This is a genomic window from Colwellia echini, from assembly GCF_002843355.2.
Lineage (GTDB): Bacteria > Pseudomonadota > Gammaproteobacteria > Enterobacterales > Alteromonadaceae > Colwellia > Colwellia echini.
In genome coordinates, this window is record NZ_PJAI02000011.1 from 50,979 (window position 1) to 69,365 (window position 18,387).

Consider the following 18,387-nt stretch of genomic DNA (forward strand, 5'->3'; position numbering starts at 1 on the left):
GTTACTCTGGATTATCGATATCGGCTACTTTAGATAAAAAGTTTAAGCTTGGTGCAAAGAAAGCACTGCCCGTTTCTGCTTGCGTATATTTAAGTAAATGATCTGAATTACCATGTGCATCGCCATGTACCATACTTTTTAAAATAGTTTCAAATGGCTTTGGTGAAGCGCAATAAGAAACAAAAAACAAACCTTTACGTTTCATATCGCCGTACGGCATACTTTGTCTGACGATTTCAAGGCTATTACCTTGTTCATCTTTTAAACTAGTACGTTTAGTATGAGCTGTTAACGCTTTTTCATCACTAGGAAATTCAATATTATCTAATTTCGTACGACCATAAACATCTTCCTGTTCATGCTCAGCAAGTGAATTCCATAAGGTTAAATTATGTTGGTACCGTTGCGTATGTAAATAACTACCTGCAGCAAAAAAACTATCATCTTGCTCTTTAACTAATGCGACTTCACGACGATGACGACCTTGTGGATTTTCAGTACCATCAACAAAGCCTGTTAAATCTCGGCCATCTAAAAACCTAAATGCCTGTACTTGCTCAATTAACTCTACGCTATCGCCTAATAACTGACACACTTTAGAGCTAACAATATGATTCACATCAGCACGATCACTACGAATTTCAATATAAATATCGTAATTATTAGTTGGGGCAACACGATCATCGCGATTCATCGCTGGAAAAGGCGATAATAATGCAGGGCGAGCAATAGGATAAAATTCATCCCAGTAGGCTTCACCAATAGCAACAACACCAATTAAATTAGCTTCAGAAAATTGCTCTGAATAATTTTCAAACAACTGAGGTAAGCGAGAAATAGCCGCACGAATAAAAGCATTCTTATCATCTAACACGTTGAATAATAAATAATTACCATGTAAATTCGGTTCTGCACAGATACCAAATTGTTCTCTAGCCATTTTACGTTCCTGTTAACATATTTATTGTTACAATTTATATTGTTTGTATTGTACACAATAAACGCGGTCTTACCATGATGTGAGCGTTAAAAACCATGCTCTAACGCATAACTTCTAAGTAACCTGAGTTACATTACTAATGTTATATTATTAAATTGCACTACTAAATTACATTTATTATGGGTTTGTTGATCTTTTCAAAATTATTTATACAGCAACTTGTTTGAATTTCATTGTGTCAAATGAAAAGCATAGATGCGATAACGTTTCCACATTTCAAACAAGTACTACTTTTGCTTCATTTAAACTTCATTACTGAAAGTTCAACAAGCCCTAATTAACTTGCCATATTCCTTTTTCATTTAAACACATTAGCTGATGTAATGTTTCTTCGCTGCTTTGGAAATAGTTATTTAAAGTAAGTTCTATACACTGTTTTTTATCATGAATAGATGTTTTACCTTTAACGATAGTGCCACTGTTGCCGCTATCTGAATTTTGCCAAACTGACTCTGTTTCATCATCATTACTGAGTAAATCAGCAATTTTTGCCTGCATTAAAACTACATCGTTAGCAGTTAAGTTTTTAGCCGATTTAGAGTTTGGCTTAACAATACCTTTTACACCCGAAACTACATCCATAGGAAGCTTAATAACACCTTTAAAAAAACCTGAGACTATGCCACTACTGGCTTCTGAGCCAATAGTTTTTGCGTCATTCACTGTGTTTTGTACACGGGTAAGGTATTCTGGAATATAGATTCTCGAGAGTTTTATTTCTTTCAAATACTCAATTGACTGCGGGCGCCACAGGGCAATTTCTGCTGTGGTGTTATTAGTCGTTTTAACCACCGCATCAACTCGTTGCAAAACTGATGGTAAGCTCGATTGCATAACATCGATCTGTTGTTCTATTTTAGTCAGTTGTGCTAATAATTGTGGTATTTGTTTTGAGTAAACTTTACTTTCCGTTATAACTTCTTGTACTACAGGCATTGTGGCTTGTACTTGGGTTAAAATATCAGGGGTTTGCTTAGCTATTAATTCTCTCACTTTACCTACTTCAACTCTGACAAGTGCAACTTCATCAACAATTTTATCTATTTGCGGGCTAACAGAATCTACAAAGTCTGTAGTTTTATTCATTGCTTCGATAAAAGGTGGCACTTGTAAGGTGAATTTAAATAATGAAAAAGCTAAAAAAGCGATAGCTAAGGCTAATAATGTTTGTGAAAAAGATAATTTTTTGTCCATGTTTATTTATCCAAGGTTTGTCTACGCGGTATTACTGTTGCTCAACTAAGCTAATCTCATCTATTAAACAATGAGTAAGCTCGTTAATTAATAGATAATTTGGAGAAGTTACTGATAATTCTTTTTTAATTAATTGCTCTAGCTCTTTTGCTGCCTGATTAAGCTCAGAAAAACCAAACATTTGTGCTGCCCCCGCTAATTGATGAGCATAATGAGCCAATGATTTTATATCACCTTCGATGCTGCAGCGAGAAATTTGTTGTTTATCATGACTAATATTACTTTTAAATTCAGTAATTAAATCACTTAAATCGACACTTGCTAGACTTTGCTCTGCTTTGTGTTCTTGATTGCCATTAACACTGAAACACTTAGCAATTGCAGCAATAAATTTCTTTCGCTCAATCGGCTTTTTTAAGTGCCCTGTAAATCCTAAATCTAAATACTTACTCACTTCATGGGACATAGCATTCGCTGTTAAGGCATAAATAGGCTTATCACAACCTAATTCACGTAACGCTTTAAATGCCTCTACACCATCCATTTCTGGCATTTGAATATCTAACAGTACAAGGTTTGGTTGCTGTTCAACACAAAGTTGCACGGCTTCTTTACCATTTTTAGCAACAATAACCTCTAATCCTAAGTTAACTAACAAACGGGCAATTAAACGTCGGTTATCATCATGATCTTCTGCTAACAGTACTTTACCCGTGAATAATTTATCGTTAGTTAATTGTTTTATTGGCCCTGCCTTTGCTAGAGCTTGATCAGTAATACAGCGCTTACAAGGCAAAGTTAAAGTGAAGATACTACCTTCACCTAATTTACTAGTGACAACAATATTACCCAACATTAACTTAGCTAACTGCTTTGATAAGGATAGCCCAAGCCCTGAGCCTCCAAAGCGACGACTAATACTATTATCTGCCTGAGTAAATATTTCAAATACTTGAGCTAATTGTGACTGGCTCAAACCAATACCAGTATCGGTGACGGTGAAAATTAATTGTTCATTTTGCCAAGCAATCGCTAAAGTAACTTCGCCTTTCTCAGTAAATTTTATCGCATTACTACACAGGTTGAGTAATATTTGCTTTAAACGCAAAAAGTCCATTTTAATGATAAAAGGTAGGTTTAATTGGTGTTCGACTGTAAAGCTGAGTTGCTTTTGCTGTGCTTGCGCTTTGAAGGTAGATGATAAGTCTTGAATCAATTCGCCTAGATCTAATGCTTGTATTTCTAATTCAAATTTATTCGCTTCAATACGACTTAAATCTAAAATATCATTAATAAGTTCCAGTAAATGCAAGCTATTACCATGTATTACTTGCACATCTTCTTTTACTTTATTTTTATCTATATCATCATGAATCAAGGCTTCTGCATGACCAACAATAGCAGTAAGTGGGGTACGAATTTCATGGCTCATATTCGCCAAAAATTGGTTTTTAACTTGATCGGCTTTTTCTAATTCTTTAGCTAAATTTTCAAGCTCTTGGGTGCGTTGTTTTACTCTTAGCTCTAATTCTTGTGTTAAACGTTTTTCAAGATGCCTGCGATAGATATAAAATACAATACCGAGAATAAGCACTAAGGTTAAAATGATAACATTTCGTTGTTGTTCAACTTTAACGGTTTGTAATTTTTCTAATTCTCTACGTTGCTCTAAATCAACTATTTTTTGGTTGAGCTGCTCTGATTCAAATTCAGCTAATTTGTCATTTAACGTACTATTAGTAGTAAGTAAATGATGCTTTTCATATTGTTGTTGCTCAGTTAAAGCTCTAACGAATTGGTGATTTCCTGCGCTGATCAAGGCAGAAATAGCTAAATTTTCTGTTAACAATGTTTGGTAATCTATCTTTTTCCCTATTGCCATTGAGTCTTGAATATATTGCTCAGCTTGCGCTAAGTCACCTGAATAAAAAGCGGCTTTGGCTAAACTTTGTAAGCTACCGGCATGCGCTTTTTGGTGGCCTACTTCCTTACTCATAATTAAGGCTTGATTACCATAAAGTGCCGCTTGCTCAACATCAAACTGATCGTTAGATAATTCAGACATATTATGTAATTGTGAAGCGATATCATGCTTATAACCGTGCTCTTTAAAGTAGGCGAGCGCCGCTAAAATGTTTTCTTCTGCCAACTCAAATTGACCTGAATGCTTATAAGCAATACCTAAATCAGCTCTTGCCGTGGCTACACCATGGGCATTGTTGTTGAGTTGGCGTTTGTTGATCACCACTTTAAGGATATCGATAGCACTATCAAAGCGACGTAAACTAATATGCAAAGCGGCAATATTATAGCGCACATCTATTTGGTCGATTTCACTACCATATTGAGCATATAGCGGCTCTGCCTGTTCATAATTAACCAACGCTAAACTAGACTGCCCTAACGAGGTATAAACCAGCGCGATATTATTTAACAAGTTGGCGCGTTCAACAGCAAAATTATTAATGTTTTTGGATTGATTAGTAACGTAGTAGGCCAGTGCTGTTTGATATGCTTTTAACGATTTTTTTAGCTCACCTTGGTAATAGAATAAAACCCCGATCATGTGGCTACATTTAGCGGCAAGAAAAGTGTTGTTATTTTTTTCAGCTAAATCTCGTGCTTGAAAAGCAAGATCGAGAGATTGCATATATTGATAGTTTGAAAACAGTACTTTACTTTTTTGCAGTAATATTTTTGCTTTATCACTGCCTTGAAATAGATTCGATTGAAGAAGTTTGGTTAAATCGGTAAGTACTTGTGCTTTATCTTCTTGTTGCTGAATTTTGTTAAGTTGTTGCTGTAAATCACTTTCTTCAGCCCACGCATTATTGCTCGCTCCTAGCCCACCAAGAGTTAATAAAAATAATAGCGATATTATTAAAGTAAAACGTTCCATCATGTCGTTATTTATGGCTCTATTTTAGCGTTTGCTTCACTGCTTTTATGGCCATTTATAAGACCTCTAGGGGAGCTGCGATAATTCACAGTAATAACAGCTATTATTTATACCACTAATTTCCTTTAAAAAATATAAAATATGTATATAAACACAAGCACTTAATCGCTTATTTATTTACCATTTGCATTCGACAATAAACATTTACATCCGCGAAGTCATTCCCTACAATTCGACTTACATTGATTAGGGCCTGTTGATCTTTCAGGGTTAAAATTTATTCAATTTAAAGGCAGCATTTGTTTGAAATTTATACTGCAAAAAATCAATTCTACTCCCTCTTTTATTTCACTGCATTTTAAGGGTAGCCCGATGATTAAAGCCACCACAATTTTATTACTGCTCATAACAAGTATAAGCAGTATTCCCACCTTCGCAGATAACACCAATAAACAGTCGGTTGACATTAAAATTACCTCTTTAGATCAGCTAATCGCTTTATTCAAAAAACACCATTACACCATTACAGATTGGCAAGAAGGAGTAAGAGAAGTGCCTCGTATTACTTTTGATGGGGTTGGTGATAAATGGCATAAAAACGCTGATCATATTCCTGTACAAGAGAAAAAGCAGGTGTTTTTCCGCTTAATGGCGCCATTAGTGCTATTGGCAAATGAGAATATTCTTGCTGAACGTAGCACTATAAAATCGGCTGAGTTGTCCTCTTCTGAGTTATTAACATTGGCGATAAAATATGGTGTGATTGACGAAACTGAACAACTAACAAGTTTAACTAGCCAACAACGCCAGCAGTTATTACAACAAGTTGATATTATTCCGCCTTCACTTGCTATGGCGCAAGCTGCCAATGAAAGCGCATGGGCAACATCACGCTTTACAGAAGAAGGTAATTCATTTTTTGGGCAATGGGATTTTTCAGGTAAAGGGATGAAACCAAAGCACCAGCGTAAAAGTTTAGGTAATTATGGTTTAGCACGATTTGATAATCCGTTAGACGCAGTTGAGGGTTATATGTTTAACATTAATACTACTGGCGCATACCATGGCTTTCGCGTGTTAAGAGAAAATTTACGTCAACAAAACAAACCTATTACCGGTTTAGTGTTAGCAGGCACCTTGACTAAATATTCTGAACGAGGACAAGCTTATGTTGATGATATACGCTCAATGATAACCTACAATAAACTAGCTACGTTCAATGATGCTTATTTGTCTGATACCGTGTTAATTAATTTAATTATTCCCAAAGAAAGTAATGCTATGTAGCCTGAATTCAGGTTATATAGTACTGGTTACGACAATCAAAATACAAATAATACCAGTTGAAATAATACCAGTTGAAATAATAAATCATCTTCAAATGGTCTAAAAAGGCAATGTTAAATAGCATTGCCTTTTTATTTTTACGGCGGAGTTACGATACTTTCGCTTGGTATTTTTTAGTTTTATTTGTTGAAAAAACACCTTTAATATCTTCTATAATAATATACAGGCTTGGAATTAAAACTAAGGTAACCACAGTTGCAAATAAAACCCCAAAAGACAATGATACTGCCATAGGAATAACAATTAGCGCCTGCATGCTAGTTTCAAAAAAGACGATTGGCACTAAACCAACAAAGGTGGTTATCGAAGTAAGCATAATAGCGCGAAAACGTTTTGTGCCTGCATGAACTACAGCATCTTTTAACGTTTCTCCACGTTTTCTTGCGGTATTAACATAATCAACCATGACCAATGAGTCATTCACTACCACGCCTGCAGCCGCCAGAATACCAAACACTGAAAACATGTTTAAATCCATAGCCAATATTAAATGACCAAATACCGCGCCAATAACCCCAAACGGGATCACCACCATGATCATCACCGCTTGGGCGTAAGATTTTAATGGAATTGCTAACAATGAAAATATCACCATTAATGAAATCATAAAGTCGCGCAGCTTATCGTTTGTACTTTCCATTTCTTCTTGAATCTTACCCGTTACTTCACTTTTAACTAACGGATATTTACGCAAAAGATCTGGCACAAAGTTATCACGAACTTCTTTAGTGACTTCAAATGGTTCTACTTGGTCGGCATCAACGCTGGCCCAAACATTAATAGTACGATTACCATTTTCACGACGAATACGAGTAACGCCATCAGTTAATATAATGTTAGCCAGTTCAGATAACGGCAACTCTGCGCCATTAGGGGATTTAATCCTTACATCATCAACATGACCTACAGAGCTACGTTCAGCTAAAGGATAACGTACCATAACTTTAACTTCTTCACTGTCGCGTAAAATACGTTGTGCTTCTAAGCCATAGAAGCTATTACCTACTTGCGAAGCGATATCAGCTAAGGTTAACCCCATTGAGTAGGCCAGTGGTTTTAGTTCAAACTGCACTTCTTTAGCACTGGTTTGACGTGAATCATTAACATCGCCTACACCTTTTAAGCTATTAAGCTTTGTTTTTAGCTCTTTCGCTGCAGCGAGTAATTGAGCGTCATCTTTACTTTCTAAACGAAAGGCAATATCACCATCATCACGCCCCCCACCAAAGAGATTGTCAGAGATGGCTAGCGATTTCACACCAGGTAAGCTAGGGATCGCATTACGCCACAAATCTGCTAAAGCAAAAGTATCCATTACCCGTAATTCAGGATCGACTAACTTAACCATAATTTGTCCTTCAGTGCGGCTACGAAGATCAACTTGCAGATCTGAGATCATTGACTGCCCTTGCTCAGCTTCAATATTTTGATCAATATCTTTAATTATGCTCTGAATAGTGAGTAACGTATTTAAAGTAGATTGCTCCGACGCATCAACATTCATTTCTAGCGAAATTTGCGGAAAGTCATGTGGGATTTTAGGTTGACCAACATAACGCACCAAACCACCATTAAATAATCCTGCACTGATCAGCATGATACTGATAAAAAACATTAACACCGCATAACGATACTTTAGAAATACCGACAAGCTTGGACGGTAAGAGTGTTCAATAAAACGCTGTAAAGTTTTATCAATCCAGACACGCACATTATCTAACGGGTTTTTAGGATTAATGGGCTTAATTTTCATTGTGACTAAATGAGCAGGTAAAATGAGCTTGGATTCAATTAACGAGAAAATCAAACAGAAAATAACCACAAAACCAATCGATTTACCAAAAGCTGATTCTGGCCCATCTCCCATAACAAATGGAACAAATACTGCGATGGTGGTTAGTACACCAAACGTTGCAGGCATAGCAACACGCTTAACACCGCGAATAACATTGTCTGTGCTGTGACCATACTTTTCTATTTCTTCATGGGCACTTTCTCCCATAACAATGGCGTCATCAACCACAATACCGAGTACAAGAATGAAGGCGAATAAACTAGTAATGTTGATAGTAACGTTAACGAACTCCATCGGCATAACCAATAATGTCCCTAAAAAACATACCGGTAAGCCCATCATCACCCAAAAAGCTAAGCGTACTCGTAAAAACATGGCTAACATTAAAAACACCAACACGGCGCCACTTTGCATGTTATCCATCATCATAGATAAACGCCCTTCAAGGTAGTAAGTCATATCTACCCAAGTTTCTAACTTTACGCCTTGGGGTAATTGTGTACTTTTTTGGGCAACGTAATTATTTACTACTGTGGCAATGTCGGTAATGCTTTGATTATCTGCTGCCCCAACAAAAATAGTGACAGAGTTTTTACCGTTAAACTTGGAGTAGTGTAAACCTTCTTCAAAACCATCAATAACGGTAGCTAATTGTCCCAACAATACTTTGCTGCCATCTTCAAGGGTTAGTACCGGTATGTTTTCAAATTCATAACCGCGGTAGGCTTGCTCTTCTACCCTGAGATTTATATAGCCATTTTCAGCTCTAATTTGCCCCGCTGACATATTACGAGAGTGACCACGAACCGCATTGGCAATATCATTAAAGCTTAAGTTATATTCCCGTAATTTGTCTTTGCTAACTTCAATTGAAATCTCGTAATTTAAACCGCTGAATAGCTCAGAAATATTAACGAAGGGTAATTGCTGTACTTCGTCATGAATTTTACGACCAAGCTCTTTTAATTCGCCGTTGGTTAAGTCACCATATAAACTGATATACATCACTTCTTGGCGAAATTTTTCGCGCTCAACTTTGATACGTTCCATGCCATCAGGAAAGCTAGGAATAGAGTCTATCGCTGATTTCACTTCTTCAAGTACAACCTGTGGATCATAATCTAAATCAACTTCAAACCAACCATTTGAATAGTTGCGGTTAGAGTAAGTAATCACTCGCTTCAAACCTTGCACTGTTTCTAGTGCCTCTTCTATTTTAATGGTTATGCCTTCTTCAACTTCCTGTGGTGCAGCACCTGGATATGGAGCAACGTAAGATATCCAGTTAATTTTTACTTGCGGAAACATTTGTTTGTTAATGGTATTTATTGTTAAAAATCCGGCGACTAAAATAAATATCATTAACAAATTTGCGGCAACGCTATTGCGAGCAAACCAAGCGATTAAACCGCTATTGGTATCAATATTTTCACGTTTATGGTCATTATTGATATGTTGTTCAGAAGACATTGTTACTCTCCTGAATCTTGCACAGCTGTGATTGCGGCTTGCTTATTATCAGTATCGGCATCAGTCACTTCGGCAGTGGCAATTATTTCATCCGACAATTTAAGTTTCATACCGTCAACGGGGTAGTCTAAGGCAGAAATAATTAACCGATCACCATCGGCTAATCCTTTGGAAACAATAACATTACTATCTTGCTCGCGAACAATATCAATGGCTGCATAGTGCAAGCTTGAATCACCAGCGAGAATAGCTATTTTCCCATTGTTGACTAAGTAACGAGGAACCATAGTAGCTTGAGGTAGTGTATAACCAATAATTTTAGCATTAACATAACTACCAAAACGTAGAGGTGACTGTACATTGCTTGCTGTTTTAGTTGCGCTTAATAAATAAGGATCATCAAACTCGGCAACTAAGTAGCTCATACGGCTTTTGTTATCGATAACACCTTCACTACGACTTATTGTTGCATTCCATTGTGTTTCTTTGCCGGCAAAATTTCCCAGCAAAATCACTTTACTGTTAACGCCTTGGTTGGCTAAAAATTCAAGTTGATTATCAGCCACAGGTAAACGAACTTCTGCGGTATCGGTTGCCAACAAATGGCCTATCTTAGTACCCATTGCCACAAAAGTTCCTAAGCCAATATTACGGCTATTGATCATCGCATCATAAGGTGCTCTTATTTCTGTTCGTTCTAAATTACGCTTTGCACGTAATACTGCGGCTTGTGCTGCTTTAACACGAGCAAGCTCTTGGGCAAGCTGTGGTTTACGTAAACTTAGCTCAGTTGGTGACGAAGTTGTTATTTTTTGCCATTCACGCTCTGCGACTTTACCTTGTGCTACTTCAGTTTCAAGTGCCGCTCTTGCGGTGGCCATCGCGGCTTGCGCTTCAATTAATGCTGCTTGATAATCATTAGGATCAATACGCGCCAATAATTGATTCTTCTTTATAAAACTACCGCGAAGAAAAGCATCACTTAATTCAACCACCTCGCCACTGACTTGAGCGACCAATTCGGTTTCATATTTAGCATTAACAACGCCATGTGATTTAACCTCTAAGACTAAAGGCGTTATTGATACCTCACTTACCTCAACAATAGGTCTGTTATCTTCTAGTGGTTTTTCTGCTGGTGGTTTTTTCAAACTAGTAAAACCAACCATGGCTGCAGCGCCAATGATTAAGATAACGAGAGGTAAGATAATTTGTTTTTTAGTAACCACTATAATCCCTTATATTTTTATTGTAGATGCGAACAAGCTGTTATGTTCTATGAGTATTATTTACTGACGCTTAATATGGTATGTATTTGCTATTACAAGATACACACCATATTAGTATTAAATATTTCATTTAATACTGTTTAAACTTAAATATCTTATTAATCAGTGATTTAAATTTATTTTTCATTGAGTGTTATTAAGTATTAGTTAAATAATTCACCAATTATAAGCTAAGAACATTACATCAGTCACTTAACAGAATAACTATTTAAATAACATTTTAGTTATTTTAACCATTTTTTAGGTTATTTATAAATTACATTATCATGTTAACTTTTTGGTAGCTGTGTAAGCTCCGTTAAATCGTTGGGTATACGCAATTGAATAAGCTATAATAGCTAAAATTAATAATGAAAAATTCTCCTACGGCCTTCACATGACTGATCAACGAACATCCGAGAAAAATACTGAACAGCAAGCTATTCAGCTCACCACACATGCACAAATTGGTAAATTTAATAACCTTAAAGTTATTGCCCTTATGGACAACGGTGCTTATTTAAATGCCGGTGAGCTAGGTGAGATATTACTACCTAAACGTTATTTACCAGAAGCTTGTAAAGTCGGTGATTTACTTAAGGTATTTCTTTATGTTGATTCTGCTGATCGACTTGTAGCTACAACAACAACGCCTCTTGCACAGGTAGGTGAGTTTGTTTCGTTAAAAGTTGTACAAGTCAATAAAATGGGCGCTTTTCTAGATTGGGGTTTACCTAAAGATTTATTAGTACCTTATAATCAACAACATACCGAAATGGAAGTAGGTAAATATTACCTAGTTCGCGTATATCTTGATCAAAGTACAGACCGTATTGCTGCCTCAAGTAAGCTTGATAAGTTTATTGATATTTGGCCAGCAGATTACCAAACAGGTGATAAAGTTAACTTAATTATAGGCGGACAAACTGATTTAGGTTACAAGGCTATTATTAATGATTTGCATTGGGGGCTACTCTACGAAAATGAGATTTTCCAACATTTACGTGTTGGTAAACAAATGATTGGATATATCAAACAAGTCCGTGAAGATGGTCGCATAGATCTGATTTTATCGCGTGGCAGTAAAAATAAGGTTAATGATTTTTCTGAAAAGTTATTAGCGCATATTGCCGACCGTGGTGGCATTACGCCATTAAATGATAAAAGTGCTCCTGAATTAATTCAAAGAACATTAGGCGTGAGTAAAAAAACCTTCAAAGCGACTGTAGGTAATTTACTGAAAAACGGTAAAATTGAGTTAGTAAAAGAAGGGATTAAATTAGTTTAATTCGTGACATTTAAGTTGAACTTGAAAGAATGGAGTTGAACTTGAAAGAGTAAAATTGAATTAGTGTCTCGTCCTGAAATACGTTGACGGTTTTAATGAAAGGGTCTGTAACATTGTTACAGACCCTTTTTTATAGCGATTAAATTTTATTAAAAATATCGTTGTAAAAGTTAAAAGCTACCACGAATACCCACACTGATATTACGCGCTGGTAATGGAGCAACATCTTTAAGGAATGAAGTATGCACTCTCGCATGTACATTCGCTAAATTTTGACCTTTAATATACACGATAAAATCATCGCCAATGCCATCGATATAATAATTAAAATAAGCATCAACCATAGTATAACTATCGGTACTTGTTTCACGCTCTGCAATATCATCTTGCGCAAAGTAATGCGTAAAGCTTAGCTCAGTATCAAACGACTCTGCTTGATAATCTAATATACCACCAAGTCGTAATGGCGGGATACGTGGTAAATTATCGTTAACCTCTGCGTTTACTAAACGAGCTCTTATATAATCAGAAAATACTGTTGCGGTAAAACCTGATGTTACTTGATAGATAAACTCGGCTTCACCACCATACATTACCACGTCTTCTTGCTGATAAATGTAGATAGGTAAAGCACCTTCATGCTCAGCTGTGTCAACATGGTCATCGTGATAAAATAAGCCGGTATTATTTTGATAATAGTAATCATCAATTTGATTATAAAAGGCACTTAATACATAGCCAAAGTCACCATTAAACTTACGGAAAGTCAGATCAAAATTTAATGATGTTTCAACCCTTGGTGCTTGCTCTGGGCTTTCAACATGTATTTCTCCATCTTCTTCGTGAATATCAAACCCTGCCCCTACTTCAAAGGTGTTTGTACCTATATGCGGGCCGAATGAAAACAATTCACCTGCTGAAGGTGCACGTTGTGAAAATGCCAATGACATGCCAATATTATAGCCTTCTTGGTAATCCCAAACTAAGCCTGTAGAAGCACTAATAGGTGTAAAGTCTTGAGTGTCAAATGAAGCTAACATGTTGTCATGGTCATCGCCATGATCATCATGGTCGTCATGATCTCCTTCAAAGCCAACAATACTGTCTTCTACATCAATGTTAACTTGCTCTAGCCTTGCACCTAATTGTAATAAGACGGAGCCAAAATGTTTTTCTTCTAACCAAGCAAGTGCCAACATTGTTGATTTAGATGGCGGAGAAAATGCTTCTTCACCCTGTGCGGCAAAATCTGAGTTCTTATAATGAACTGTCCAAGCGCCTTGCCAATCAAAGTAGTTTTGATGATATAAATCAAGACGTGCTTCAGTACTTTTATTGGTGAATGTTGTACCAACAAAACCTTCTTCTATCTCTTGATGATTATAATCACTATATGCAAATTTGCCAGCTACTTTAGTGATAAAACCTTGCTCAAAGTTATACTCACCTAGCATTTGCCATCTGTCTTGATGCATTTTGGCATAAACCTCTTCCTCGGCATGCTCTTCTTCATCACTATGTTCATCTGCATGGTCATCATCATCGTGGTCGTGATCATGCCCAGCATGGCTATGACCAGGTATGCCATATTCACGATTCATAAAGCCATATGAAAGGCCGATAAAACCATTATCAAGTAAATAGCTCGAGCCAAACGTTGCGCCATTACCTGTTGAAGAACTATTTGCTAATTTATAGTCTGCTGATTCATCGTAACCACCTTCTTCATCTTCTGTTTCTGCAGGTCCAGCAAGCTTATAGTCTTTAGAATCACGCCAATAACCATCAACATGAAAGGCAACATCTTCAGTTCCAGTTTGCAGATTTGCTGAGGCCTGTCTTTCATTAGATACATCGTTATATTGTAACAAGTAATCGACTTCAGTATCGCTGCTAGTTGGCACACGACCGTCAACAATGTTAACCACCCCACCAATAGCGCCACTACCATAAAATAATGTTGCTGGACCACGTAATACTTCAATTTGCGTTGCCGTTGTTGTTTCAGCGGCAACAACATGATCAGGACCGACACGTGACGCATCACCTACATCTAAACCATTTTGCGTAATAAGTACTCTCGGGCCATCTAAACCTCGAATAACCGGTGTGCTTGACACTGGGCCATAATAACTTGAGTTGATACCCACTTCATTTTTTAAAGTCTCACCTAAAGTCGCTGCTTGTTTCATTTTTAATTCATCAGCACTGACCACATTAATAGGTAACGCTGACTCAATAGAAGAGGCATGCAGTGGTGTTGCATATACATCAACCACTTCCATCACCGATTTAAATAAAACTACATTTACCTTACTAATTTCATCAGCCGTCACCGTAACGGTTTGATTTTTATGGCTGTACTTTTTAGAGCTTATATGCAGTTCTACTTTACCTTCCTTAACATCTGTAAAACTGAATTCACCTTGGGCGTTGGTGAATACTTTAGTTGTATCATGGTCTATTTGTATAGCGGCATTATCAATAGGTTCACCTTGTTCATTTACTACAACTCCTGATATCTGTTTGGCAAAAACATTTGAGCTAAAAAACAATAAGGTTAACCATAACAAACAACTAAAGCTAGCTGTTGCTTTAAAAAAATATTTTACGTGAGCTGTAAAGCTCACTTTATTTACCCTGGAATACATAATTAATTTTCCGACAAGATATTCTGAAAAAACGTTAAGTTATTTCTCTATAAACAGTAAATATAGAGATAACTAATTTAAAAGGTGCATTATTAATGACGCTGCTATTATTTAGCACTGCTCTTAATAATAAAAATCGTTGATATTGTTTAAATTTCTAATTAATAGTAAATGAACACAATAAGTTCAATTGCCAGATAAATAATCTAGCACCGAAACTTAAACAATATAAAATGTTGGCGGTGCTCTTAAACGAGGAAAAATATAAGCTTGAAAGCTAAAAAGAGGAAAAGTTGTGATAACTTTATTAACGCTATATACGTCTTGAAATACAGGAAAAACAGCTGGTATTTTTGTTGGTGTATCAATGCTTTGTTGACATAAATGACAGTCGTGCTGATCGAACGACATCGATTTTTCTGGTGTCCCTGGTACGTCGTAATGACCACTGTGCGCAAAAAATGTCGTACAAAAGAGCAGTAGTATTATAGCACTTTGAATCAATTGTTTATTTTTTAGCATGACTTGACATATCACCGAGGAATTAAATGTTATAATATAACATTTAATTACAAGCTTCAATCATAAGGTGATGACTTTCGTTCATATGATGTAAATTAGCAATATTGTAAATTTACATCAAAAAACATCTCTGAAATAAAGCCCCTGCACTATACTACTCTTGTATTTGAATATTTACCTCACCGTAAAACGCTAATAAATGCTGTGCAATATTGTTCAACTGTACAACTAAAGTGTTATAATTTGTTTCAATATTTAACATTACAAGGATATATATATGAGCCCTGCGGCAACACCTCACCCACTAAAAACTAGCGCAAGAGCAATTAAAAATGCCCTTTTATTACTGCCATTAATGGCAATTTCATTACCAAGTTACGCTGAAAGCTTTACCGCTAAACGCGCTGGTCAAGGTTTTACAGGAATAACTCAAGACTTTACTTCATCGTTAAGTAACCCTGCATTATTAACTAAGTTTGACGATGATGACGATGTTTTTCTTTCGTTAAACTTAGGTGCTATAGGCTCTGAATATAAAGTTATCGAAACGCTTGGCGATGTAGTGGATGATCTTGACGATCTCGTTGATGAGATTAATGATCTTCCATACCAAAATTTTCAAAATGATGCTCAAAAACAAGCTTATTATGACAGTTTGTATGAGCAAGTAGATGTTATTGTTGATGATTTCAATGAGATTGATGAGAAAATCGTTCGTGTTAGTAATGGCTTAAATTTACAAGTTATTATTCCAAACAAATATCTCAGCCTCGGGTTATTTACCAATCAATATGGCCGTTATGGTGGTTTTGTCGATTATAACCAAGACGATGAAAACGTATTAGATAACGCGATTAATAATTGTATCGACTCTGTTAATAACGCTAATTGTAACCTTAACTTAGATGACCTTGATTCATCAACATTAGCCGCAGGTTACTCTATTGCCGAAGTAGGCTTTATGGCTGCTTATCCTGTTATTAATCATGCTAACTATGACTTGAGTATTGGCGCAAAATTAAAATATCAACGCATTGACCTTTATTATAATAAAGCCGCGGTTAGTGATTTTGATGACGATGATTACGATTTAACCACAGACGATAACCTAACAGATCAAAGTGGGACGAATGTTGACTTAGGTATGTACACTTCTTGGGGTGACGAGCGCCAATGGACTGCAGCTTTAGTGCTAAATAATTTAATGGGACAATCAGTACTTCTTCCTGAACAGAATGTTAGTTTTGATTTAGACAGCAGCGCAACCTTAGGCTTAAGTTATCAAAATACTTGGGTTAGCCTAGCAACAGAAATAGACTTAACTGACAGAGAAGGCTTTGAAAATTTACAAGCTTCAAAGTTTGCAGGTATTGGGGCAGAGTTTCGTTTATATGAACATTTTCAATTTCGTTTAGGTTACCGTGCTGATTTAAATGATGTTGAAGAAAACATATACACTGCCGGTATTGGTATTTCACCTTGGGATGTTTTTGCGGTAGATTTTGCAGCCTTCGCTGGTGATAACGATACAATAGGTGGCGCGTTACAGCTAAGCTTGAAGTTATAATCAACTCCTTGAAGCTAGCTATTCGGTGCTAGGAGTTAAACCTAGCACCTAAACCTCTAGAACCTAGAACCTAGAACCTAGAACCTAGAACCTAAGAGCTTAAGTTAAAACTCAAAGTAATTGGTAAATACTTTATACAATTCTGAGCCTTGAGTAACATTCGCTGAAGCGAAATGCAAAATAGGTAGAACGGTTTGATCCAATGATACATAGTGTAATGCCTTACTTTCATTCTCCTTATTAATACTACTATCACCATAAACATCCATTCTTAAAATTCTTGCTAATGGCTCACCTGCAGCAAGCGGCTTACCAAAACCAGCAAGATAGTCAACCATTCCGCCCATCGGCGCATAATAGGTTTTATAGTCTTTAAGATGACAAGCATAACGTGTCATTTCTTTGGGTTGATATTCACTGCCGCCAATTGCACCTTTATATTGTAAATAAGTAAGCAAATCACGGGCATCTTCTTTGGCTACGTCTAAATCAATTTGCTCTTGTGAGCCAAGTTCAACAGTGTAAGCTTCTTTATCAAAAATGCCCTGCCCCATAGTAAAATCACGACCTAAATCAACAAAAGCCTCTTGTAAATACCACCACGGACAAAAATTAGCTTCATCCATAGCGCCATCAAAGCCATTAGGAATAAGTAACGTGTGTTCAATATTGAAATACTTTGCGCTCGCTTTTGAATACTCAGCACAATACAAATGTTTGCTCGAAATAGGCCCTGTATGTAAATCTAAAACAATGTCGGCTTTATGCGCTAAACGCTGCAATTGATAAGCAATGCGTTGACCTGTTGATAAGCCCCACACAGAAGGCGCTAACTTAGCATCAATTTGCTCAGCTACAAGTTGCTCAAACCTAGCTTTGATCTCTTCTTCACTCGAGGTAAGGTGTTGCTCAGCAAAAGGTTTAATAATACTTTGATCGAAGTGGTACATACGATTCCAGTTTTCACCGGTAATTGGATCAAAACGACCTAAGGTATACTCGCCACTTTTATGGCTATTACCAATAGGGTTAGCATAAGGTACTAAAGTAATATTAGCCTTAAGTTCACTATGCTGTAGTAATTCAAGTAATTGAAAAATAACTGCATTACCTTGTACTTCAGCACCATGCATATTCGCTTGTATATAAACATTCGGTGCAATGCTTTGCTCTGCAGTATTCACTGCTGATAAGTTATCTTCTGAGCTATTTTCTTCAGCTTTAAATGAAAAAACAGGTACTGTCAGTTTAGTGCCACAGGCCATTTCACCAACAGACATTATTTCTTTAGTAAAGGTATTCATAATTGTATTTCTCGCAGTTACTAGCTTTAGTAACTATTAGCCTATTTAATAACAAAGTTAATGACGAATTTAATAACTAACT

The 18,387-nt window shown here is 36.5% G+C and carries 11 protein-coding genes; 3 read left to right on the top strand and 8 right to left on the bottom strand.

Annotated features, from left to right (window positions below):
• Window position 1 precedes the first annotated feature (1 nt).
• From CWS31_RS10865 to CWS31_RS10875, 3 genes are all read right to left on the bottom strand, one after another.
• Complete coding sequence (locus CWS31_RS10865) at window positions 2-940, bottom strand: Dyp-type peroxidase (RefSeq protein WP_101345367.1); 939 nt, start codon at window positions 938-940, stop codon at window positions 2-4.
• Between the two features lie 333 nt (window positions 941-1,273).
• The gene (locus CWS31_RS10870; RefSeq protein ID WP_101345366.1) at window positions 1,274-2,194 is read right to left on the bottom strand and encodes a hypothetical protein; all 921 of its coding nucleotides are present in this window, start codon (window positions 2,192-2,194) and stop codon (window positions 1,274-1,276) included.
• A 31-nt stretch (window positions 2,195-2,225) separates the two neighbouring features.
• Window positions 2,226-5,096, bottom strand: coding sequence for an ATP-binding protein (locus CWS31_RS10875; protein WP_246143483.1), 2,871 nt, complete (start codon window positions 5,094-5,096; stop codon window positions 2,226-2,228).
• 369 nt (window positions 5,097-5,465) lie between these two features.
• Here CWS31_RS10875 and CWS31_RS10880 point away from each other — a divergent pair, with 369 nt between their 5' ends.
• Window positions 5,466-6,380 (top strand): glucosaminidase domain-containing protein, encoded by a 915-nt coding sequence (locus CWS31_RS10880; RefSeq protein ID WP_101345364.1) that lies wholly within the window; start codon window positions 5,466-5,468, stop codon window positions 6,378-6,380.
• 148 nt (window positions 6,381-6,528) lie between these two features.
• Here CWS31_RS10880 and CWS31_RS10885 read toward each other — a convergent pair whose 3' ends face one another.
• Both CWS31_RS10885 and CWS31_RS10890 read right to left on the bottom strand, forming a co-directional pair.
• Window positions 6,529-9,705, bottom strand: a complete 3,177-nt coding sequence (locus tag CWS31_RS10885; RefSeq protein ID WP_101345363.1) for an efflux RND transporter permease subunit — start codon at window positions 9,703-9,705, stop codon at window positions 6,529-6,531.
• 2 nt (window positions 9,706-9,707) lie between these two features.
• Complete coding sequence (locus CWS31_RS10890) at window positions 9,708-10,934, bottom strand: efflux RND transporter periplasmic adaptor subunit (protein WP_101345362.1); 1,227 nt, start codon at window positions 10,932-10,934, stop codon at window positions 9,708-9,710.
• Window positions 10,935-11,370: 436 nt separating this feature from the next.
• Here CWS31_RS10890 and CWS31_RS10895 point away from each other — a divergent pair, with 436 nt between their 5' ends.
• Entirely contained in the window at window positions 11,371-12,261 is an 891-nt protein-coding gene (locus CWS31_RS10895) for a CvfB family protein (RefSeq protein ID WP_101345361.1), read from the top strand.
• A 170-nt stretch (window positions 12,262-12,431) separates the two neighbouring features.
• On the opposite strand, the gene CWS31_RS10900 is transcribed toward CWS31_RS10895, so the two are convergent.
• Together CWS31_RS10900 and CWS31_RS10905 are read right to left on the bottom strand one after the other, a co-directional pair.
• Complete coding sequence (locus tag CWS31_RS10900) at window positions 12,432-14,891, bottom strand: TonB-dependent receptor (protein ID WP_246143485.1); 2,460 nt, start codon at window positions 14,889-14,891, stop codon at window positions 12,432-12,434.
• Window positions 14,892-15,131: 240 nt separating this feature from the next.
• Complete coding sequence (locus tag CWS31_RS10905; protein WP_148747759.1) at window positions 15,132-15,434, bottom strand: hypothetical protein; 303 nt, start codon at window positions 15,432-15,434, stop codon at window positions 15,132-15,134.
• Between the two features lie 277 nt (window positions 15,435-15,711).
• On the opposite strand from CWS31_RS10905, the gene traF reads away from it, so the two are divergent.
• Entirely contained in the window at window positions 15,712-17,001 is a 1,290-nt protein-coding gene (traF, locus tag CWS31_RS10910) for a conjugal transfer protein TraF (RefSeq protein WP_101345358.1), read from the top strand.
• Between the two features lie 104 nt (window positions 17,002-17,105).
• Here the strand turns inward: traF and CWS31_RS10915 are convergent, their stop codons facing one another.
• Window positions 17,106-18,305, bottom strand: coding sequence for a succinylglutamate desuccinylase/aspartoacylase family protein (locus CWS31_RS10915; RefSeq protein WP_101345357.1), 1,200 nt, complete (start codon window positions 18,303-18,305; stop codon window positions 17,106-17,108).
• Window positions 18,306-18,387 lie beyond the last annotated feature (82 nt).